The organism is Paenibacillus mendelii (genome assembly GCF_024498075.1).
In the GTDB taxonomy this organism is placed as follows: domain Bacteria; phylum Bacillota; class Bacilli; order Paenibacillales; family Paenibacillaceae; genus Paenibacillus_Z; species Paenibacillus_Z mendelii.
Genome location: NZ_JANHOF010000003.1, coordinates 534,849 through 549,335 on the forward strand (window position 1 = coordinate 534,849; position 14,487 = coordinate 549,335).

Genomic DNA, 14,487 nt, shown 5'->3' on the forward strand with positions numbered 1-14,487 from the left:
ATCCATTCTCTAGAGGATCTTCAGATTATAGGCTGAAATACCGAAACTATCGGTATAACTATGATTTGATGGGAATGGAGAATGGGCATCTATGAATTGGAAATTACGAATGGCCTGCCTGACGATGAGCATAATGGTGGTATGGCTTGGAACTGCCGGATGGATGGGTTATGGCGGAGGAATCAACAACGAGCATATTGCGTCTGCGGAGGAAGCGCGGGTCTTGAAGGAACCGGTCAAGCTTACGTATCCATCCGCTTCAATTGATTTACCACTAGGATCGCGCATGGTGCTCGGGAATAAACTGACCATGTCAGCACCTGTCGCGCTATCGTATCAGGTCGGTAACGCGGCGGTAGCGAAAGTAAATGCGAAGGGCGTTATTATGCCGCTGAAGGTCGGATCAACGGTATTAACCATCGATGTCGCAGCAGAAGGCTACAGCGGACAGCTTAAGCTGCCCATTCACGTTACCGCATATAAACCGGTAAAGCGTGCGTTCCAGCCGACCTTATCGGACCGGAAGCTGACGGTATCGGGGAAAACGTTCACGGTACGGACGGTGACGATTCCCAAGGGAATGCCCGTCACGGCAGGCCTGGCTGAGCGAAGAGTGGGCGCGACTGCCTATCTTTCTTCTATAGCTGCGGCCTATCAGGCAGATGTCGCGATTAACGGGACATTCTTCGAGGCTTATGGGGGGCCGCCGGATCCATACGGCACAGTCATCAGCGATGGTATGGCGGAGCATATCGGCAATACCGGCACAACGATCGGATTCCAGTGGGATGGCAGTGTTCTGATGGACACGCTCCGTCTGCTGATAGATGGCAAGACCGCGGGAAAAACGGGCAGCGTAAGCTGGTACGCTTATTTCATGAACCGTACTCCGGCGGCAGGCGCGACAACGGCGACTTTATTCACCCCTAAGCGAGGAGAGCGGATCGGGTTTGCCGCAAGTAAGGCAGTCGTGGTTTCCAAGGGTGTCGTTACGCGAATCGCAGCAGGCGAGAACGTCGTTATTCCCAAAGATGGCTTCGTCCTCGTATTTCAAGGCAAGGAGCAGGGGCAAGCTGCCCGGTTCCAGATTGGATCTGTCGTATCCTATGTGCTTAAGATGACGAATATGGACGGTAAAAAGGTGGATTGGAGTCAGGTTCATACGGCAATTGGAGCGGGGCCGCGGCTCGTTAAAGACGGTAAGGTTACGCTGAATGCGGCGGCAGAGGGCTTCAAGGACGAGAAGATATTGAAAAGTGCCGGTGCCCGGAGCGGTATCGCGCTTCGCAAAGACGGTTCTATCGTTCTCGCGACCGTATCGGGTGCGACCATGCAGCAGTGGGCACAGCTCATGGTCAGCCTAGGCGCTTATCAGGCGATGAACCTGGACGGCGGTGCATCTTCGGGCCTATGGTTCAAGGGAAAAACGGTGACTTCACCGGGTCGTCAGCTTAGCAATGCGCTGCTGTTCGGTGAAAAGTTAAAGTGGTAGCCGCACGTTAAGGTGTTCGGAGCAAATCAAAGAACCGTCAGGGCAGAAGCGATGCCCTGACGGTTCTTTGATTACAGGTGAACAATTACGGTTCGTCCAGTGCATCTGGAATGGCGTTACCGTAACCGCTATCGCCGGGATAACCTCTTTCCAGTCCGGCATGCAGCTCGCGGTTTTCGTAATCGAAACGATTGGACGGTCTCTGATCGATCCGCCATGGCTTGCTCTTACCGGTCTTCTCCGAATGAAGATCGGAGCCATAGGGTCCTTCCGGAAATTCTTCGGCCGTGAGATCGTTGCGCTGAGATTCGACTGTAGATAGGTCCGTGTATGGCTGGCGGTTTTCGGGGATAAACCCGTTCATCGTTGTCCCTCCTGTAACAGTATTGGATTACCGTTTCAGTGTGCCCCGATCAATCGGTAAAATTCACCGTTCCTACGACGAGGGTTAGGAATTGTCCCAGCTCCATTGCTTCCTCTTCGGATAACTTGAACGTATGCTCCAGATAGCCTTCTTCCTCGAGATCGTCCGGTCCGATAATAGCGGTGCGGCCGCTCTGCAGATCAGTGACCAGCTTCTTGCCGTAGAACCGGTGTGTCGAGGTAACGGCAAGATCAAAGCGTGCCATACCCGGTGTAATAAACGTTACGAAGCGGGTTGTCGTATCTTCTGTCGTATCCGACATGAAATCATAATCAGGCAGCAGCATATAGATCCTCCTACAAAGTTTTGTGCATATGCTCATGAAGACAAATAAGAGCCGACTGCATATACGCTTTTGCCAAGTATCATAGCATTCGACTGCAGAATTGGGCAACTTGTTATATGAGCTATAAACGGCTTTGTTCCCCTTGTCATCGATCTGTACCTATGCTATGATGTGAGCAATCGAAATACTGAACGTTGAGGAAGCACCTCTTAATGCCGGAAACGGCTTAAGGGGTGCTTTTTTTGTGTTTATTGACGTTCTGCCTCTCGTTCAGTCGGTCGATATGAAAAAACGACAACTATGGAGGTGCAAGGATGCAAGTAGTATTTTTAAACACATTCGAGAAAGTGATGGAAGGAAGGACAGCTCAGCAGGGACAGCTATCTATATGCGAGGATGAGGGAGTATGGTCTGTTATTTGGACGGTAGAGAGCGAGGAGGCTATCTGGTTTGAGGGCGGTTCGTGGGAGGAGATGTTAGCTTCATTCAGGCATGGTGCAGCAGTGAAGATGGGTGAAGGCTATTCGCCGCTTCTGGATGGAATACTGGATGAACGCCGGAGCTCAACCGGGATGGGCAGCACCTACTCGATGATGCAATGCTTCGGCGAAATGAATTCGAATGCGGCGCTGTTCGATGCTCTCCGGGACTGGCGCCGTGCAAGGGCGGTGTCCGATAAGAAGTCTGCCTATTTGGTCGCTACGAACCGGATCTTGTGGATGATTAGCGCTTATGTTCCTCATTCGCTGGAAGAGCTGGAGCAAATACCGGGCTGGGGTGAAGCGAAGCAGGCGAATTATGGAGAGGATGTCCTTCAGGTTACATGTGCCTTCGAACAACCGAGAGCGTTTCCGTTGGATTGGGTTGCCGAAGCCATCGATCCAAGGCAGTACACGCAATGGCTGTATAAACAGAAAGAAAACAAATACAAGTCGCAGATGGACCGCCATCAAGAAAAAAGGCAGCTGCTTAGCGCCATATCGGAAGGGAAGTCGCTGGAGCAGCTGCAGAATGAGCTGGAGCTTCCGCGCCGGGATTTAATGGAGCGGATCGAACGGCTCGATACGGAAGGCTATGATATGGAGCCGCTCATTAAGCTGGAGCTCGAGCAGATGCCCGAAGCGGAGCAGCAGCTTGTGTGGGATGCGCTCACAACCATCGGCGACAAGTATTTAAAGCCTGTGCTTTACAACGTATATGGCGAGGACTCCGTTCAAGGGAAGCCGCTTGATATGCTTTACGATCGTCTGCGGCTTATCCGTCTTCGTTATCGCAGAGCAAGGCCGGATGCGGTCTGATTATTTGCCCGCGCGCAATGAGTCTCGCGCCACTAAAGGCTTGTTAGTCTTTGCCGATCGGGCCAGATAGGATCCTCGAATCCTATAACTGCTCCGCTATCGCAGGGGAGGCCTGTCTCATAGGAGCGGTTGCCGATCTCATAGGCAGCCGCTTCTTGCAGCGAGATTGTACGCTGCGAGAATTCATCGGGATTAGACATCGCGTCCGACCGCTCATGGGCGCGCAGCCATTTCAGGACGGCTGTAACGGTTCGAATTCCGTCTTCCATGGCAATGTCCCAGAGTGTCCAGACGCTGTCTGTCCGAGTCTGTTTACCATCGGTAGGATCGAGCCATGGCTGCTCCGCTTCATTCAATATATCAAGAGCCGGGATACTGCGTTTGTAGACAAACGGCTCGATTTGACCAAAGGTAAGCTTGCTCCGAATACCGGTTGGATCGTGAAACAGCCGCTGGGCATGAATCATATCGCGAATGGCAGCATGCCATTGTTCCCGGCGAACGGCGGGAGCCAGCTCGGGATAGTGGACGGCTGTCACCTGTTCGAATGCATCGACGACGACTTCAGGCAATTTCTCGGCCTTTATGTCAATTTCCCGCCATACTTCAGTCTTCCAGGTTTCGATGCCCAGCAGCTTGCGCACGATCAGGGTGTCCATCATGACCTCGAATCGTTGATGATCCCATTTGCGAAAGCCGGAGCGGCTAAACACATAGGGGTGCATATTCCGGTCCAAAATATGATGGAGCAGAAACCCAAGCGTGTAGACGACGGCTTTATCCGGCGCGGATGGAGCAGTAGAGCGTCCGCAAACAGCGTCCAGCATGTCGATCATCACGAGTCCGCAATGGTGATTGTGCATTTCGCTCCCCAGCTTGTTCATCGTCATGTTTCGCTGCCAGGGTAGAAAGTGGTGGTAAAACAGAAAATCGGGTCCTTGGCAGCCCATATTAAACATCCTTCGCAGGGAATCATCGCCAATGAACGCTTCTTCGCCAAGCGAATGCAGTACTTTCTGACCAAAGATGATATGGGTCCAAACATTCGGCATTCATCTTCCTCCTTAGGACTTTCGTTCGATAAAATTAGATTATTTTCTACATTCCAAGAAAGGAATAGTATACTTGTCCTAGAAAATCTAGTATAATACATAAAAGATCAATGATATAGCACGAATCAAGTCGAAAAGGGGCGTTACCTTGCGATGAAGGCTGAATACATTAATCCATTCCTGGAATCCGCTAAAATTGTCATCGAACAGGTTGTTCAGATTCGGCCGTCCACAGGGCAGTTAGGCCTTAAGGATGTAAAGTTCGTTGAGAATTATATTTGGATTCAAATTGGCCTCAATGGCCAGATGAACGGAGATATCGTATTCGGTCTCAGTGAAGAGGTAGCCATAAAGATGATATCGGCAATGATGGGCGGTTTTGTAATCTCTGAAATCGATGAGATGGGCAAGAGCGCGATATCGGAGCTGGGTAACATGATTAGCGGCAATGCGAGTACGATCTTATACAATCAGGGTGTTCGAGTTGATATCACTCCACCTAAAGTTCTTCATTCGGCACAGACGGCCGGCTTTGAAGCGAAGAGAGCACTCACCATTCCGTTAATAATGGATGGAATTGGTGAATTGGATATTCAAGTTCTAGTAGCATCGTAACATCAATCAGGCTCCCGATGGGAGCTTTTTTTCATTTTTGAGCACCTCTGAAGGGGGCTGCAAGCCTTGCTCGTCCTAGAGCTGCCGGATCTTTGCCTAATGACGCAGGTTGAAGTAAACTGATAGCAGGTGATGCAGGTGCTGCAAGGGAAAATAATATTCATTACCGGTGCCGCAAGCGGGATCGGGGCGGAGACGGCAAGGCAGTTATCCGTTCGAGGCGCGATTCCCATTATAACGGGCCGCAATGAAAAAAAACTGAAAGATACAGCCGCTTCCTTAAGGGGGGCATATGGCTGTTATAAGATGGATGTGCGGGACCAAGATGAGGTGTCGGAAGTAATCGGACGCGCGGCCAGCGACTTTGGACGGATTGACGTCCTTCTCAATAACGCGGGCTATGGTCTGTTTGAATCATTCGAGGAAGCGCCGCTGTCGCATTTCTCCGAAATGATGGACACGAATTATATGGGCATTGTCCGATGTACGAAGACCATTCTTCCCATTATGCGCAACCAGGGCGGCGGGCATATTGTCAATGTAGCTTCGATGGCAGGCAAGCTGAGCACGGCCAAATCATCGGGGTATGCAGCGACGAAGCATGCGGTGCTTGGTCTGACCAACGCGCTGCGAATTGAATTGAAGCCGCTTGGGATCGCCGTATCGGCAGTTAATCCGGGGCCGATCGATACACCTTTTCTGCTTGCGGCAGATCCGGAGGGAACCTACGCCAACAACGTTCGGGGCTATATGCTGAAGCCGGATAAGGTGGCAGAAGCAATCGTCCGCGTTATTGAACGCCGCACGCCGGAGGTTGATCTTCCATGGTCGGCCGGAATCGGTATTAGGCTGTATGGCATGGCGCCCCGGTTCGCCGACAAAGTGGCCGGGCGTTTCCTGAATCGCAAGTAAACCAAGGAATTATAACCATTAAGGAGCTTTACACAATGAATGAAATATGGGAGTCCTATGGCTTAAGTCCCGAACTGGTGAATAAGCTCCAAGCAAGTGAAATCGAGCAGCCCACGCCTGTTCAGGCAGCCGCAATACCAGCGTTGATTAGTGGTAATGACGTATCGGCAAGATCGCAAACAGGAACAGGTAAAACGCTGGCTTATCTGCTGCCGGCACTACAGCGTGTGGATACGGCAAGTTCAAGTCTCCAGGTCATGATACTCGCTCCGACGCAGGAGCTGGCTATGCAAATTGTGCGGGTCGCGGAGTCATATGGTGAACCGATCGGCGTCCGCGTTCAGCAGCTGATCGGCGGTGCGTCGGTACATCGCCAGATGGAGAAGCTGAAGCAGCATCCGCATTTGATCGTCGGTACGCCGGGACGGATTCATGAGATAGTCGCTTCCGGTAAATTGAAATTGCATCATATTCGTCTTCTGGTCATCGATGAAGCCGACCAGGTCTTTAGTCTTGGTTCCACTAAAGAAGTGGAGACGCTGTTAAAGGGCATGGTTCGCGACCGGCAAATCGCGTTCTTCTCCGCAACCCGCCCGAAGCCGATGGAGGAAGTGGAGCTTCGTTGGATGCGGGATCCGCAAGTGATTGAAGTTACTTCGGATCAGAACATAGCCAGCCGAGTCGAGCATTATTATTTGGTGTGCGACAAGCGGGACAAAGTAGATACGGCTAGACGCCTTATCCGCCTATTGGAACCCGCCGCTGCGCTTCTGTTCATCAACGAGACGGATGAAATCGCCAATTATGAGGCCAAATTCGGCTACGAGGGCTTCGTCGTGGAGACGTTATACGGCGACGCAGATAAACAGAGACGGGCAGCCACGCTGACCCGATTCCGCGAAGGACGCTGCCAGCTGTTATTAGCGACAGACATCGCAGCGCGCGGTCTGGATATTGCCGATTTGCCGCTGGTGGTTCATCTTGATCCGGCATTGGATGCTGATCATTATGTGCATCGATCCGGCCGTACCGGACGAATGGGCAAGCCAGGAACGGTCGTATCCATCGTAACGCCGCAGCAGCTGTTCATTATGGACAAGTTCAGCAAACAGCTTGGGATTGACCTGCAAGAGAAGGAGATGTACCGCGGCCGGCTGTGGAATCCCGAGGAGCTTCAAGCATCCCGGCTCCACCCTAGAAACGGGAGCCGCCATAATTCTTCACCGGGAACCACGAACAATTGGGGAGCAGGTGCAGCAGTCCAAGCGGATGGCGATGCTCCGTCTAGCGGAGAAGGTGCGCCAAGAAGCGGCAATCCGATGGGAATTTCTTCGCGAAATAAAGCTGCTGGCAAGAGCCGTTCAACCGGCGGTGCATCCAAGCCGGTGAAAGCGAAAGCCGCCTCGAAGCCGAATGCGCCGGTGAAATCAGCCCGTCAGCTGAAGCGCGAGAAGAAGGACAAGGGAGCTCCGAAATGGCTGAAAGCCAAACGCGAGGGACAAGGTGATAATCAGGAATCTTAAGCGGTTCCGGCTGGCTGGAGATTCGCGAAAGGCCTTTAGAAGACAGGAATCTATATGCTATGAATGGACACGCCGTTAAGGGCAGCGAATACGCTGTCCTTTTTTCTTTTTTATGAGCCACCCCCCGAAACCGGCGATAGGCTGCCGAACGTTATGGGCGAAAGCAAAATAAGCGGCATGGACCGCTATCGTAGAGGAGAGTGGCAGCACCATGAGTAAGGCATTCATGAAAAAAGCGGCGATTACATCGATGGCGTTACTGACGCTGGCAAGTGGGGCTTCAAGCGCGTTTGCAGACGGAAAAGGCAAAGGGCATGACAATGATTCGAAACATGAGGATAAGAAACAATCCGAAAAGAAGCAGAATGGCAAGAAAGATGTGGACATTCATCTGCATTTCAAAGACGAGAAAGAGCTGAAATGGGCCCTAGAGCATATTATCCGCCTCGCTTCCAAAGGCGTGTTTAACGGGTACGATGATGGTACCTTCAAACCGCAGCAGAAAATTACACGAATCGAGACTATTGTGGCGGCCGTTCGTTTGATGGGCTTCAAAGAGCAAGCGGAGTCGACGGAGGAAATGGGAACCAAGCTAAACTTCAAAGATGCTGATCAGCTGAAGCGTAAATACCCATGGGCTGTAGGCTATGTTGCAGTCGCACTGGAGAAGGATCTGTTTGCAGAGACCGATTCTTTAGTTCAAGCGGACAAGCCGGCAACACGTCTGTTTGCGGCAACGCTGCTGGTCAAAGCACTTGGTCTGGAAGAGGAAGCAAAAGCAAAAAACAACACGAAGCTGAATTTCAAAGACACGGATAAAATTCCAGCTGGCGCTGTCGGTTACGTTGCGGTTGCGCTTGAGAAAGGCATTATTACCGGCTACAGTGACAAGACATTCCGTCCGAACCAGCCTGTTACACGCGCTGAATTGGCTGCGATTCTGGACCGTACGGATGAGCAAATGCCGGACCATGACGCCCAGGCGATTACAGGCAAGCTGAAAGCAGCTCCTGCCAATGGCTCGATCGTAATCGTCAAATCGGATAATACCGAGGTATCGGTAGCGCTTGATCCGAACGTCTTTATTTTCCGCAACAATGTGAAGGCTCCGGTATCTGCGCTTGCTGCTGGCGATGAGCTGCTTGTCCGCACGTACCAAAATAAAGTCGTGTTTATCGAAGTGACCAAAACGGCTGAACAGCAGCCGCAGCTCACGACGGAAACCGGCAAGTTTAACTCTTTCACCTTGAATGCCCAAGGTAAGATTGCAACAGTCTCCATTACGAAAGAAGTAAGCGGCGGCTCGCAAGCAATGGTGCTTAATGTTTCCCCGGATGTGGTTATTATCGGCAGCGTAGCGCTTCTGAACCCAGGTCAGGCGGTCGAACTGAAGCTCCTGAACAATCTCGTTCAGTCCATTGAAGTGAAATAATAATCTTCTTTATATGAAGGGTTCCTTCTGTCCTTGGGGCGGAGGAGCCCTTTTTTTCATTCTGCGACCCTCCTCATCTAGTTGGTAAGGAAGGGATCCTAGGCGCGGTTTTCGTTTCTGCCCACTTTTTCGTATAATGGAACTAGATGAGGTGAGAGTCATGAAACCGGTTCTAGAGGTTCAAAATTTAACGGGTGGCTACAGCCCCCGCAGACCTGTGCTGCATGGCTTGTCGTTCGAGGTTGAGCCCGGCGAGATGGTTGGGTTGATCGGCTTGAACGGCGCAGGCAAAAGCACGGCCATTAAGCATATACTGGGGCTGATGCAGCCGCATGAAGGAGAGGTCCGCGTTCAAGGTCAAACCTTAGACCAAGATCCCGGGCAGTACCGAAGCGCCATTACTTATGTACCCGAGACCCCTCTGTTATTCGACGAGCTTACGGTCGAGGAACACCTTCGTTTAACAGGCATGGCATACGATGTGGAGGAATCCAGATATTCGGACCGGACGACGGGCCTGTTGGACGATTTCTACATGACGCCCAAGCGCCGTGCGTTTGCGGCGCATCTATCCAAAGGGATGCGGCAGAAGGTCATGATCATGAACGCGCTTCTCGCACGTCCGCCGCTGTATATTATCGATGAGCCGTTTCTGGGACTGGATCCGCTTGGGATCCGTTCGTTATTGGACAAACTTGTCGAGGTGAAGCAAGAAGGCGCAGCGATCTTCATGAGCTCACATATTCTGTCTACGGTCGAAACGTATTGCGACCGGTTTATCGTGCTGCACCATGGGAAGATCATAGCCCAAGGGACGCTGCAGGATATCCGCTCGGCAGCCGGTATGCAGAGGGAGCAAGGCACGTTGGAGGAAGCGTTCTACCGGCTTACGACGGATGGAGGATCGCATGGGGGTTGAGGCGATTTGGAGTGCGAGAGCTAAGGCCTTCTGGCGGGAATCGACGCCGTATTTGCGCTATATGGCACAAAGCGGGGTACCGCTCGTAGCGGCTATGCTGTTCTTTGCCGGGGCGGGGTATTATACCTCGTTTATTCATCGCGTGCCGCCTGATTTTCCCTACATGCTGGTGGGCACACTTGTCCTTCTTCCTTTTATCTGCTGGAGCCCGATGAGAACTTGGCTCGGCGAAGCGGACATCGTCTTCCTGATGCCTCGCGAGAATGAGATGGGACGGTATTTCAAGCGGTCATTCCGCTATAATCTCATTCCGGGCTCCATACTCGCGGCAGTCGTTTTCTTGGTCTATTCGCTGTTATATGTACAAGGGCCAAGTCATCTGCCTTGGTATCTAATGCTTGTCATCGTGATTCTGCTTAAGGTGTTGAATGCTGCGGGCGCATGGCGGGAGAGACGCCTCGCATGGACATATTCACGCCGCGGTGTCCGCCTGCTGCGCTGGGCGGTCACGACGGTAGGCTTAGCGGCTTGGCTGCAGACTGCGCCTTGGAAAGCCGCAGCGTTAACCGCTGCGGCTGCGGTTCTAATGACTCTGCTGTATAGACGATTAGACAGCTATAGAGTTCCATGGCTGGCGCTGATCCGTGAAGAAGCGAGGACGAAGCGGCGATACAGTGTTTTCTTCAGCGCCTTTACAGATGTGCCGTCAGATTCGGCACAGGTTTCAGCGCGTTGGTATCTGGTTTGGATGATACGATGGCTGGCATATCGCAGAGATCATGCATTCGTGTATCTATATGCACATACGCTGCTGCGAACAGAACTCGGCGGCATCGTCATACGGCTAAGCGCTCTCGGCATATTCTCCGGTTGGCTCGCTGCGTATTCAGGGCTCTGGTCAGGCTGGGGAGCGGCAGGCGTCTTCCTGCTGTTCATCTGGCTAACGGGTCTGCAGCTGGGTTCACTTACGCAATCACACCGGCACTCCGTCTGGAGGCATGTGTACCCGTTGCCGGAGCAATCGCGCCTGCAGGCCGTTCTGCGGGTCGACCGTACCGCTTCTCTCGTATGCGCTGCTGTATTATGGCTCCCGCTTCTGCTGCTGCTTCCGCAGCAAGGATATTTCCCCGCTGCGGGAGCAGCAGCCGTCTTGGGTGCGATCTATATCGTGCTGATAAGACCAAAGGGGTTAAAGCGTAAATTTACGGCTGATATCGATGATTGATGAATGATGATTGAGACAATAACGCCCGTTCCCATTACGAGCCTAGTCGTTCGTAACGGAGCGGGCGTTATTGCATTATCCGTTCAAGCTGTCTGCAACCGATGCTGTAATCGGTTTGAGGCGAGGTAGAGGATGTAACCAAATACGTTGAATAGCAGGAAGGTGATCACCCAGACCGGATTTCCTTTTCTATTGTGATAGGCGTTCAAGCTTCCCCAGATCGCGAACAGAAGCCAATAACCAAACAGCAATGAAATCCCGCTCATGAAGGCTGCATCAGATAAGAGGGTAGAGGAAAGCTCAATTGCGACTGACTTATTCGTACCTGGGATCTTCACAGAGGTGCCGCTAGAAGGGTGATAAACAAACCAACGTTCCTTGAATGCGAAGCCGTTGTTCTTCATCGTATCCTCCCTATAAGAGGCTGGATACACATAATCGATTTGACTGACGGCTTGTCCATTGTCAATCACGGCAAGATTCACTGCTTGAATATCCCATTTGCGATTGACCTTCTTGGCAACAGCTGCTTCCATCTCAGGTGTGATAGGATGCTCCTTTGTACCCATGTGGGTGCTCACTTCAGCAAAGACGGTTTTGACGGATTGATAGTGGAAGATTTCATTCCACAAGGGAACGAATGCGGTCAGGAAGGAACCGAGTACAAGCAGAATGATCGAAGCAACCAGCATATTCTTGGAAAATACCCGTCTTAGTTTGTTTAATCGGGCCAATTCCTGTTCGATATGAGCAGGCTCTCCAAACCGCTCCAAGGCTGTACGAACGGCCTCTTCCTCCGGTAATCCTTCATCCAATAATTCCATCACGCTGGCCCGTAAGTGAATCAGCATCTCCTCCCGAAAGTCGTTAACTTCCTCCGCAGTACCCTTCATTCTGATGCAGATGCCATTCGCGTAACGGACCAGATCATTCTCGGCATTCATGCTCAATACTGACGTAATTAAACACTCTCCTCCTTCAAAAAGGCATCTAATACGGTGCGGACGTTCATCCACTCCTGCTTCTTGGCTGCAAGCTCAAGTCGGCCTTGGTCAGTTAGCTCATAGTACTTGCGTTTTCCTCCACCGGATTCTTGACTGCTCCAATAGGAGGCCACCCAACCCTTCTGCTCCAGTCTTTTCAAGGATAAATACAAAGTCGCTTCCTTCAGCTCGAAGCTTCCGGCTGTACGTTCTCTCGCAGATTTGGCCATCTCGTAGCCATAGGAGGGACCCTTCTCAAGCAGATGGAGTAAGATGGGATCGATATAGCCCTTTAACTTTTCTTTGTCAAACATAGGTATCAACTCCAATTAACGGGCTTAAACAAGTACATTGTATAACGAGGTAAACTACTTTGTAAAGTGAGGTAGTTAAAAAAGCTATCCTTCAGAGCAAACGGTCTGCTCAAAAGAATAGCTTTTATGGGTTATGGCTGCGCTCGCGTTAAATCGTGAATCGAGCTATCAAGCTTATTTGGGGTCTTCGTCGAGCTCGATCCATGCCGATGACCATTTCTCCATTTCGCGTACGACGGGTTCCAGTGCAAGACCTTTATCCGTTAATGAGTATTCTATTCGGACTGGCATTTCTGGATACACCTCGCGGTGCACAATCCCTTCATGCTCCAATTCCTTTAATCGCTCCGACAAGAGTCTTCCGCTTATTGGAAGTGCAGATTCAATCGTGCAGAAGCGCTGGGGACCGCTAAGCAGCTGATAAATGATTAATATGGCCCAGCGTTTGCTAAGAACCTGCATGCCTTTTTCGACCCTTGGACATAATGAAAACTGTTCCATCTCCCTAATCACCTCGCTAACTCCCAGTATAGCTCAAACCTCAATGACTTACAAAGAGAAGACAACATACTTGACGTATTTTAATTATTAATATATATTAGGTTACGAAAAGTAATTAAATTATAAAAAAGGTGGTCGAACTGATGTCTCATCAATTGCATCCCGATATCGAGCTCGGTGAGCTTAAATTGAAAATTAGTAATCTGGAGCGTTCCCTTCAATTTTATCAGGATGTAGTCGGTTTCCAAATTAAATCGAAACAGGCGGGCCGGGCAGTGCTGACGGCTGATGGAGAGCATCCGCTTCTTATTCTCGAAGAAATACCCGATGCTGTCATCGTGCCAAAGAGAACGATGAGCGGGCTGTACCATTTTGCCATCTTGCTGCCGACAAGGCGGGATCTCGGCATAGCCCTCCGCAGACTTATCGATTCGGGCATCCATATTGGTCAAGCCGATCATCTTGTCAGCGAAGCGTTATACATTTCCGATCCGGATCAGAACGGCATCGAGATCTACCGGGACCGTCCGCGGGAAAGCTGGCAACGCGATGCGAACGGCAATTACAAGATGACAACGGATCCGATTGATTGGGACGGTTTGTTGGATGAATCCAAGGATAGCAGCGCTGAGCGCTTGCCTTCAGGGACAACTATCGGACATGTACATTTTCATGTAGGCGACCTTCAGAAGGCCAAGGCGTTTTATTGCGACCTGTTAGGGTTTGACATCGCCGCTGACCTGATGCGGCATATGGGTGCGCTATTTATTTCGGCAGGGGGCTATCATCATCATATCGGCTTGAATGTATGGGCTGGCGCCAATGCACCGGCAGCTCCGGCGAACGGGACGGGATTAGCTTATTATACGATCGTTGTTCCTACGAGGGCAGAGTTAGAAACGATTGTAGAGCGGTTCAGGAAGGCCGATGTTCCTGTTCGGGAACAGGGTCAGGCTTGGTTTGTAATAGATCCTTCAGGGATCGAAGTAAGATTTATTCTTTAAGGACGGAGCTAAAGTCCGCTCATGACTATCTTATTTTAAAGGAGAAACACAATGAATAAACGATTTGAAGCAGGCGTGCTTATCCTACGCTTGGTGCTTGGCCTTACTTTTTTTGTACATGGTTTGACGAAATTCCAAGATGGAATCGGCAATACAGCCGCTTGGTTCGATAGTATCGGTATTCCGGGCTTTGCCGCATATATTGTAGCCATCATTGAGCTTGTCGGCGGTTTGGCTATGATCGTTGGATTTGGAATTCGTATCGTCTCTGTCCTATTTGCTCTCGTCATGCTAGGCGCCATCATTAATGTTAAATTCGAGATTGGCTTCCTAGGGAATCAGCAAATGGCAGGCTACGAGCTGGATCTGGCGCTTCTTGCTATGTCCGTTATGCTTGGATTGAGCGGGAGCCGGTTGTTATCCTTGGATCGACTTCTGTTTCGCTCAAAAGCTTAGTTAATCAAAGACCCCTCAGAGAGGCTCAATAAAAGCCGTCTGGGGGGTCTT

The 14,487-nt window shown here is 51.1% G+C and carries 16 protein-coding genes; 10 read left to right on the forward strand and 6 right to left on the reverse strand.

The features are described 5' to 3' along the window. The first annotated feature begins 91 nt into the window (after positions 1-91). Positions 92-1,492, forward strand: coding sequence for a phosphodiester glycosidase family protein (locus NNL21_RS13105; RefSeq protein ID WP_204819422.1), 1,401 nt, complete (start codon positions 92-94; stop codon positions 1,490-1,492). An 85-nt stretch (positions 1,493-1,577) separates the two neighbouring features. Here the strand turns inward: NNL21_RS13105 and NNL21_RS13110 are convergent, their stop codons facing one another. Together NNL21_RS13110 and NNL21_RS13115 are read right to left on the reverse strand one after the other, a co-directional pair. Further along, positions 1,578-1,856, reverse strand: coding sequence for a hypothetical protein (locus NNL21_RS13110; RefSeq protein WP_204819423.1), 279 nt, complete (start codon positions 1,854-1,856; stop codon positions 1,578-1,580). Between the two features lie 49 nt (positions 1,857-1,905). After that, positions 1,906-2,202 carry a DUF3055 domain-containing protein gene (locus tag NNL21_RS13115; protein ID WP_204819424.1) on the reverse strand — a complete coding sequence of 99 codons (297 nt, stop codon included), beginning with the start codon at positions 2,200-2,202 and terminating at the stop codon, positions 1,906-1,908. A 314-nt stretch (positions 2,203-2,516) separates the two neighbouring features. On the opposite strand from NNL21_RS13115, the gene NNL21_RS13120 reads away from it, so the two are divergent. Continuing rightward, positions 2,517-3,500 (forward strand): HRDC domain-containing protein, encoded by a 984-nt coding sequence (locus NNL21_RS13120; protein ID WP_204819425.1) that lies wholly within the window; start codon positions 2,517-2,519, stop codon positions 3,498-3,500. A 32-nt stretch (positions 3,501-3,532) separates the two neighbouring features. On the opposite strand, the gene NNL21_RS13125 is transcribed toward NNL21_RS13120, so the two are convergent. Further along, on the reverse strand, positions 3,533-4,552 hold the full coding sequence (locus NNL21_RS13125; RefSeq protein WP_204819426.1) for a hypothetical protein: 1,020 nt from the start codon (positions 4,550-4,552) through the stop codon (positions 3,533-3,535). 153 nt (positions 4,553-4,705) lie between these two features. Here NNL21_RS13125 and NNL21_RS13130 point away from each other — a divergent pair, with 153 nt between their 5' ends. From NNL21_RS13130 to NNL21_RS13155, 6 genes are all read left to right on the forward strand, one after another. Then, positions 4,706-5,167, forward strand: a complete 462-nt coding sequence (locus NNL21_RS13130; RefSeq protein ID WP_204819427.1) for a chemotaxis protein CheX — start codon at positions 4,706-4,708, stop codon at positions 5,165-5,167. Positions 5,168-5,299: 132 nt separating this feature from the next. Then, positions 5,300-6,079: an SDR family NAD(P)-dependent oxidoreductase gene (locus NNL21_RS13135; protein WP_204819428.1), complete on the forward strand. Its 780-nt coding sequence runs from the start codon at positions 5,300-5,302 to the stop codon at positions 6,077-6,079. 35 nt (positions 6,080-6,114) lie between these two features. Beyond that, the gene (locus NNL21_RS13140; RefSeq protein ID WP_204819429.1) at positions 6,115-7,602 is read left to right on the forward strand and encodes a DEAD/DEAH box helicase; all 1,488 of its coding nucleotides are present in this window, start codon (positions 6,115-6,117) and stop codon (positions 7,600-7,602) included. A 211-nt stretch (positions 7,603-7,813) separates the two neighbouring features. After that, the gene (locus NNL21_RS13145) at positions 7,814-9,034 is read left to right on the forward strand and encodes an S-layer homology domain-containing protein (protein ID WP_204819430.1); all 1,221 of its coding nucleotides are present in this window, start codon (positions 7,814-7,816) and stop codon (positions 9,032-9,034) included. Between the two features lie 160 nt (positions 9,035-9,194). Continuing rightward, entirely contained in the window at positions 9,195-9,953 is a 759-nt protein-coding gene (locus tag NNL21_RS13150; RefSeq protein WP_204819431.1) for an ABC transporter ATP-binding protein, read from the forward strand. Beyond that, entirely contained in the window at positions 9,943-11,178 is a 1,236-nt protein-coding gene (locus tag NNL21_RS13155; protein ID WP_204819432.1) for an ABC transporter permease, read from the forward strand. The genes NNL21_RS13150 and NNL21_RS13155 overlap by 11 nt, the downstream gene beginning before the upstream one ends. Positions 11,179-11,261: 83 nt before the next feature. Here NNL21_RS13155 and NNL21_RS13160 read toward each other — a convergent pair whose 3' ends face one another. From NNL21_RS13160 to NNL21_RS13170, 3 genes are all read right to left on the reverse strand, one after another. Beyond that, entirely contained in the window at positions 11,262-12,122 is an 861-nt protein-coding gene (locus NNL21_RS13160) for a permease prefix domain 1-containing protein (protein WP_204819433.1), read from the reverse strand. A 17-nt stretch (positions 12,123-12,139) separates the two neighbouring features. Then, on the reverse strand, positions 12,140-12,475 hold the full coding sequence (locus NNL21_RS13165; RefSeq protein ID WP_204819434.1) for a PadR family transcriptional regulator: 336 nt from the start codon (positions 12,473-12,475) through the stop codon (positions 12,140-12,142). A gap of 174 nt (positions 12,476-12,649) precedes the next feature. Further along, positions 12,650-12,976, reverse strand: coding sequence for a winged helix-turn-helix transcriptional regulator (locus NNL21_RS13170; protein ID WP_204819435.1), 327 nt, complete (start codon positions 12,974-12,976; stop codon positions 12,650-12,652). 143 nt (positions 12,977-13,119) lie between these two features. Here NNL21_RS13170 and NNL21_RS13175 point away from each other — a divergent pair, with 143 nt between their 5' ends. Next, positions 13,120-13,980: a VOC family protein gene (locus NNL21_RS13175; RefSeq protein WP_204819436.1), complete on the forward strand. Its 861-nt coding sequence runs from the start codon at positions 13,120-13,122 to the stop codon at positions 13,978-13,980. A gap of 51 nt (positions 13,981-14,031) precedes the next feature. Next, a complete protein-coding gene (locus NNL21_RS13180; protein WP_204819437.1) occupies positions 14,032-14,436 on the forward strand; it encodes a DoxX family protein in 405 nt (134 codons plus the stop codon). Positions 14,437-14,487: the final 51 nt, after the last annotated feature.

Bases quoted from the DNA above. Each gene is read 5' to 3' on its own strand.
- NNL21_RS13140 (WP_204819429.1), top strand. From the start codon at position 6,115: ATGAATGAAATATGGGAGTCCTATGGCTTAAGTCCCGAACTGGTGAAT.
- NNL21_RS13135 (WP_204819428.1), top strand. From the start codon at position 5,300: ATGCAGGTGCTGCAAGGGAAAATAATATTCATTACCGGTGCCGCAAGC.
- NNL21_RS13160 (WP_204819433.1), bottom strand. From the start codon at position 12,122: ATGAATGCCGAGAATGATCTGGTCCGTTACGCGAATGGCATCTGCATC.
- NNL21_RS13170 (WP_204819435.1), bottom strand. From the start codon at position 12,976: ATGGAACAGTTTTCATTATGTCCAAGGGTCGAAAAAGGCATGCAGGTT.
- NNL21_RS13145 (WP_204819430.1), top strand. From the start codon at position 7,814: ATGAGTAAGGCATTCATGAAAAAAGCGGCGATTACATCGATGGCGTTA.
- NNL21_RS13110 (WP_204819423.1), bottom strand. From the start codon at position 1,856: ATGAACGGGTTTATCCCCGAAAACCGCCAGCCATACACGGACCTATCT.
- NNL21_RS13155 (WP_204819432.1), top strand. From the start codon at position 9,943: ATGGGGGTTGAGGCGATTTGGAGTGCGAGAGCTAAGGCCTTCTGGCGG.
- NNL21_RS13130 (WP_204819427.1), top strand. From the start codon at position 4,706: ATGAAGGCTGAATACATTAATCCATTCCTGGAATCCGCTAAAATTGTC.
- NNL21_RS13125 (WP_204819426.1), bottom strand. From the start codon at position 4,552: ATGCCGAATGTTTGGACCCATATCATCTTTGGTCAGAAAGTACTGCAT.
- NNL21_RS13120 (WP_204819425.1), top strand. From the start codon at position 2,517: ATGCAAGTAGTATTTTTAAACACATTCGAGAAAGTGATGGAAGGAAGG.
- NNL21_RS13180 (WP_204819437.1), top strand. From the start codon at position 14,032: ATGAATAAACGATTTGAAGCAGGCGTGCTTATCCTACGCTTGGTGCTT.
- NNL21_RS13150 (WP_204819431.1), top strand. From the start codon at position 9,195: ATGAAACCGGTTCTAGAGGTTCAAAATTTAACGGGTGGCTACAGCCCC.
- NNL21_RS13115 (WP_204819424.1), bottom strand. From the start codon at position 2,202: ATGCTGCTGCCTGATTATGATTTCATGTCGGATACGACAGAAGATACG.
- NNL21_RS13105 (WP_204819422.1), top strand. From the start codon at position 92: ATGAATTGGAAATTACGAATGGCCTGCCTGACGATGAGCATAATGGTG.
- NNL21_RS13175 (WP_204819436.1), top strand. From the start codon at position 13,120: ATGTCTCATCAATTGCATCCCGATATCGAGCTCGGTGAGCTTAAATTG.
- NNL21_RS13165 (WP_204819434.1), bottom strand. From the start codon at position 12,475: ATGTTTGACAAAGAAAAGTTAAAGGGCTATATCGATCCCATCTTACTC.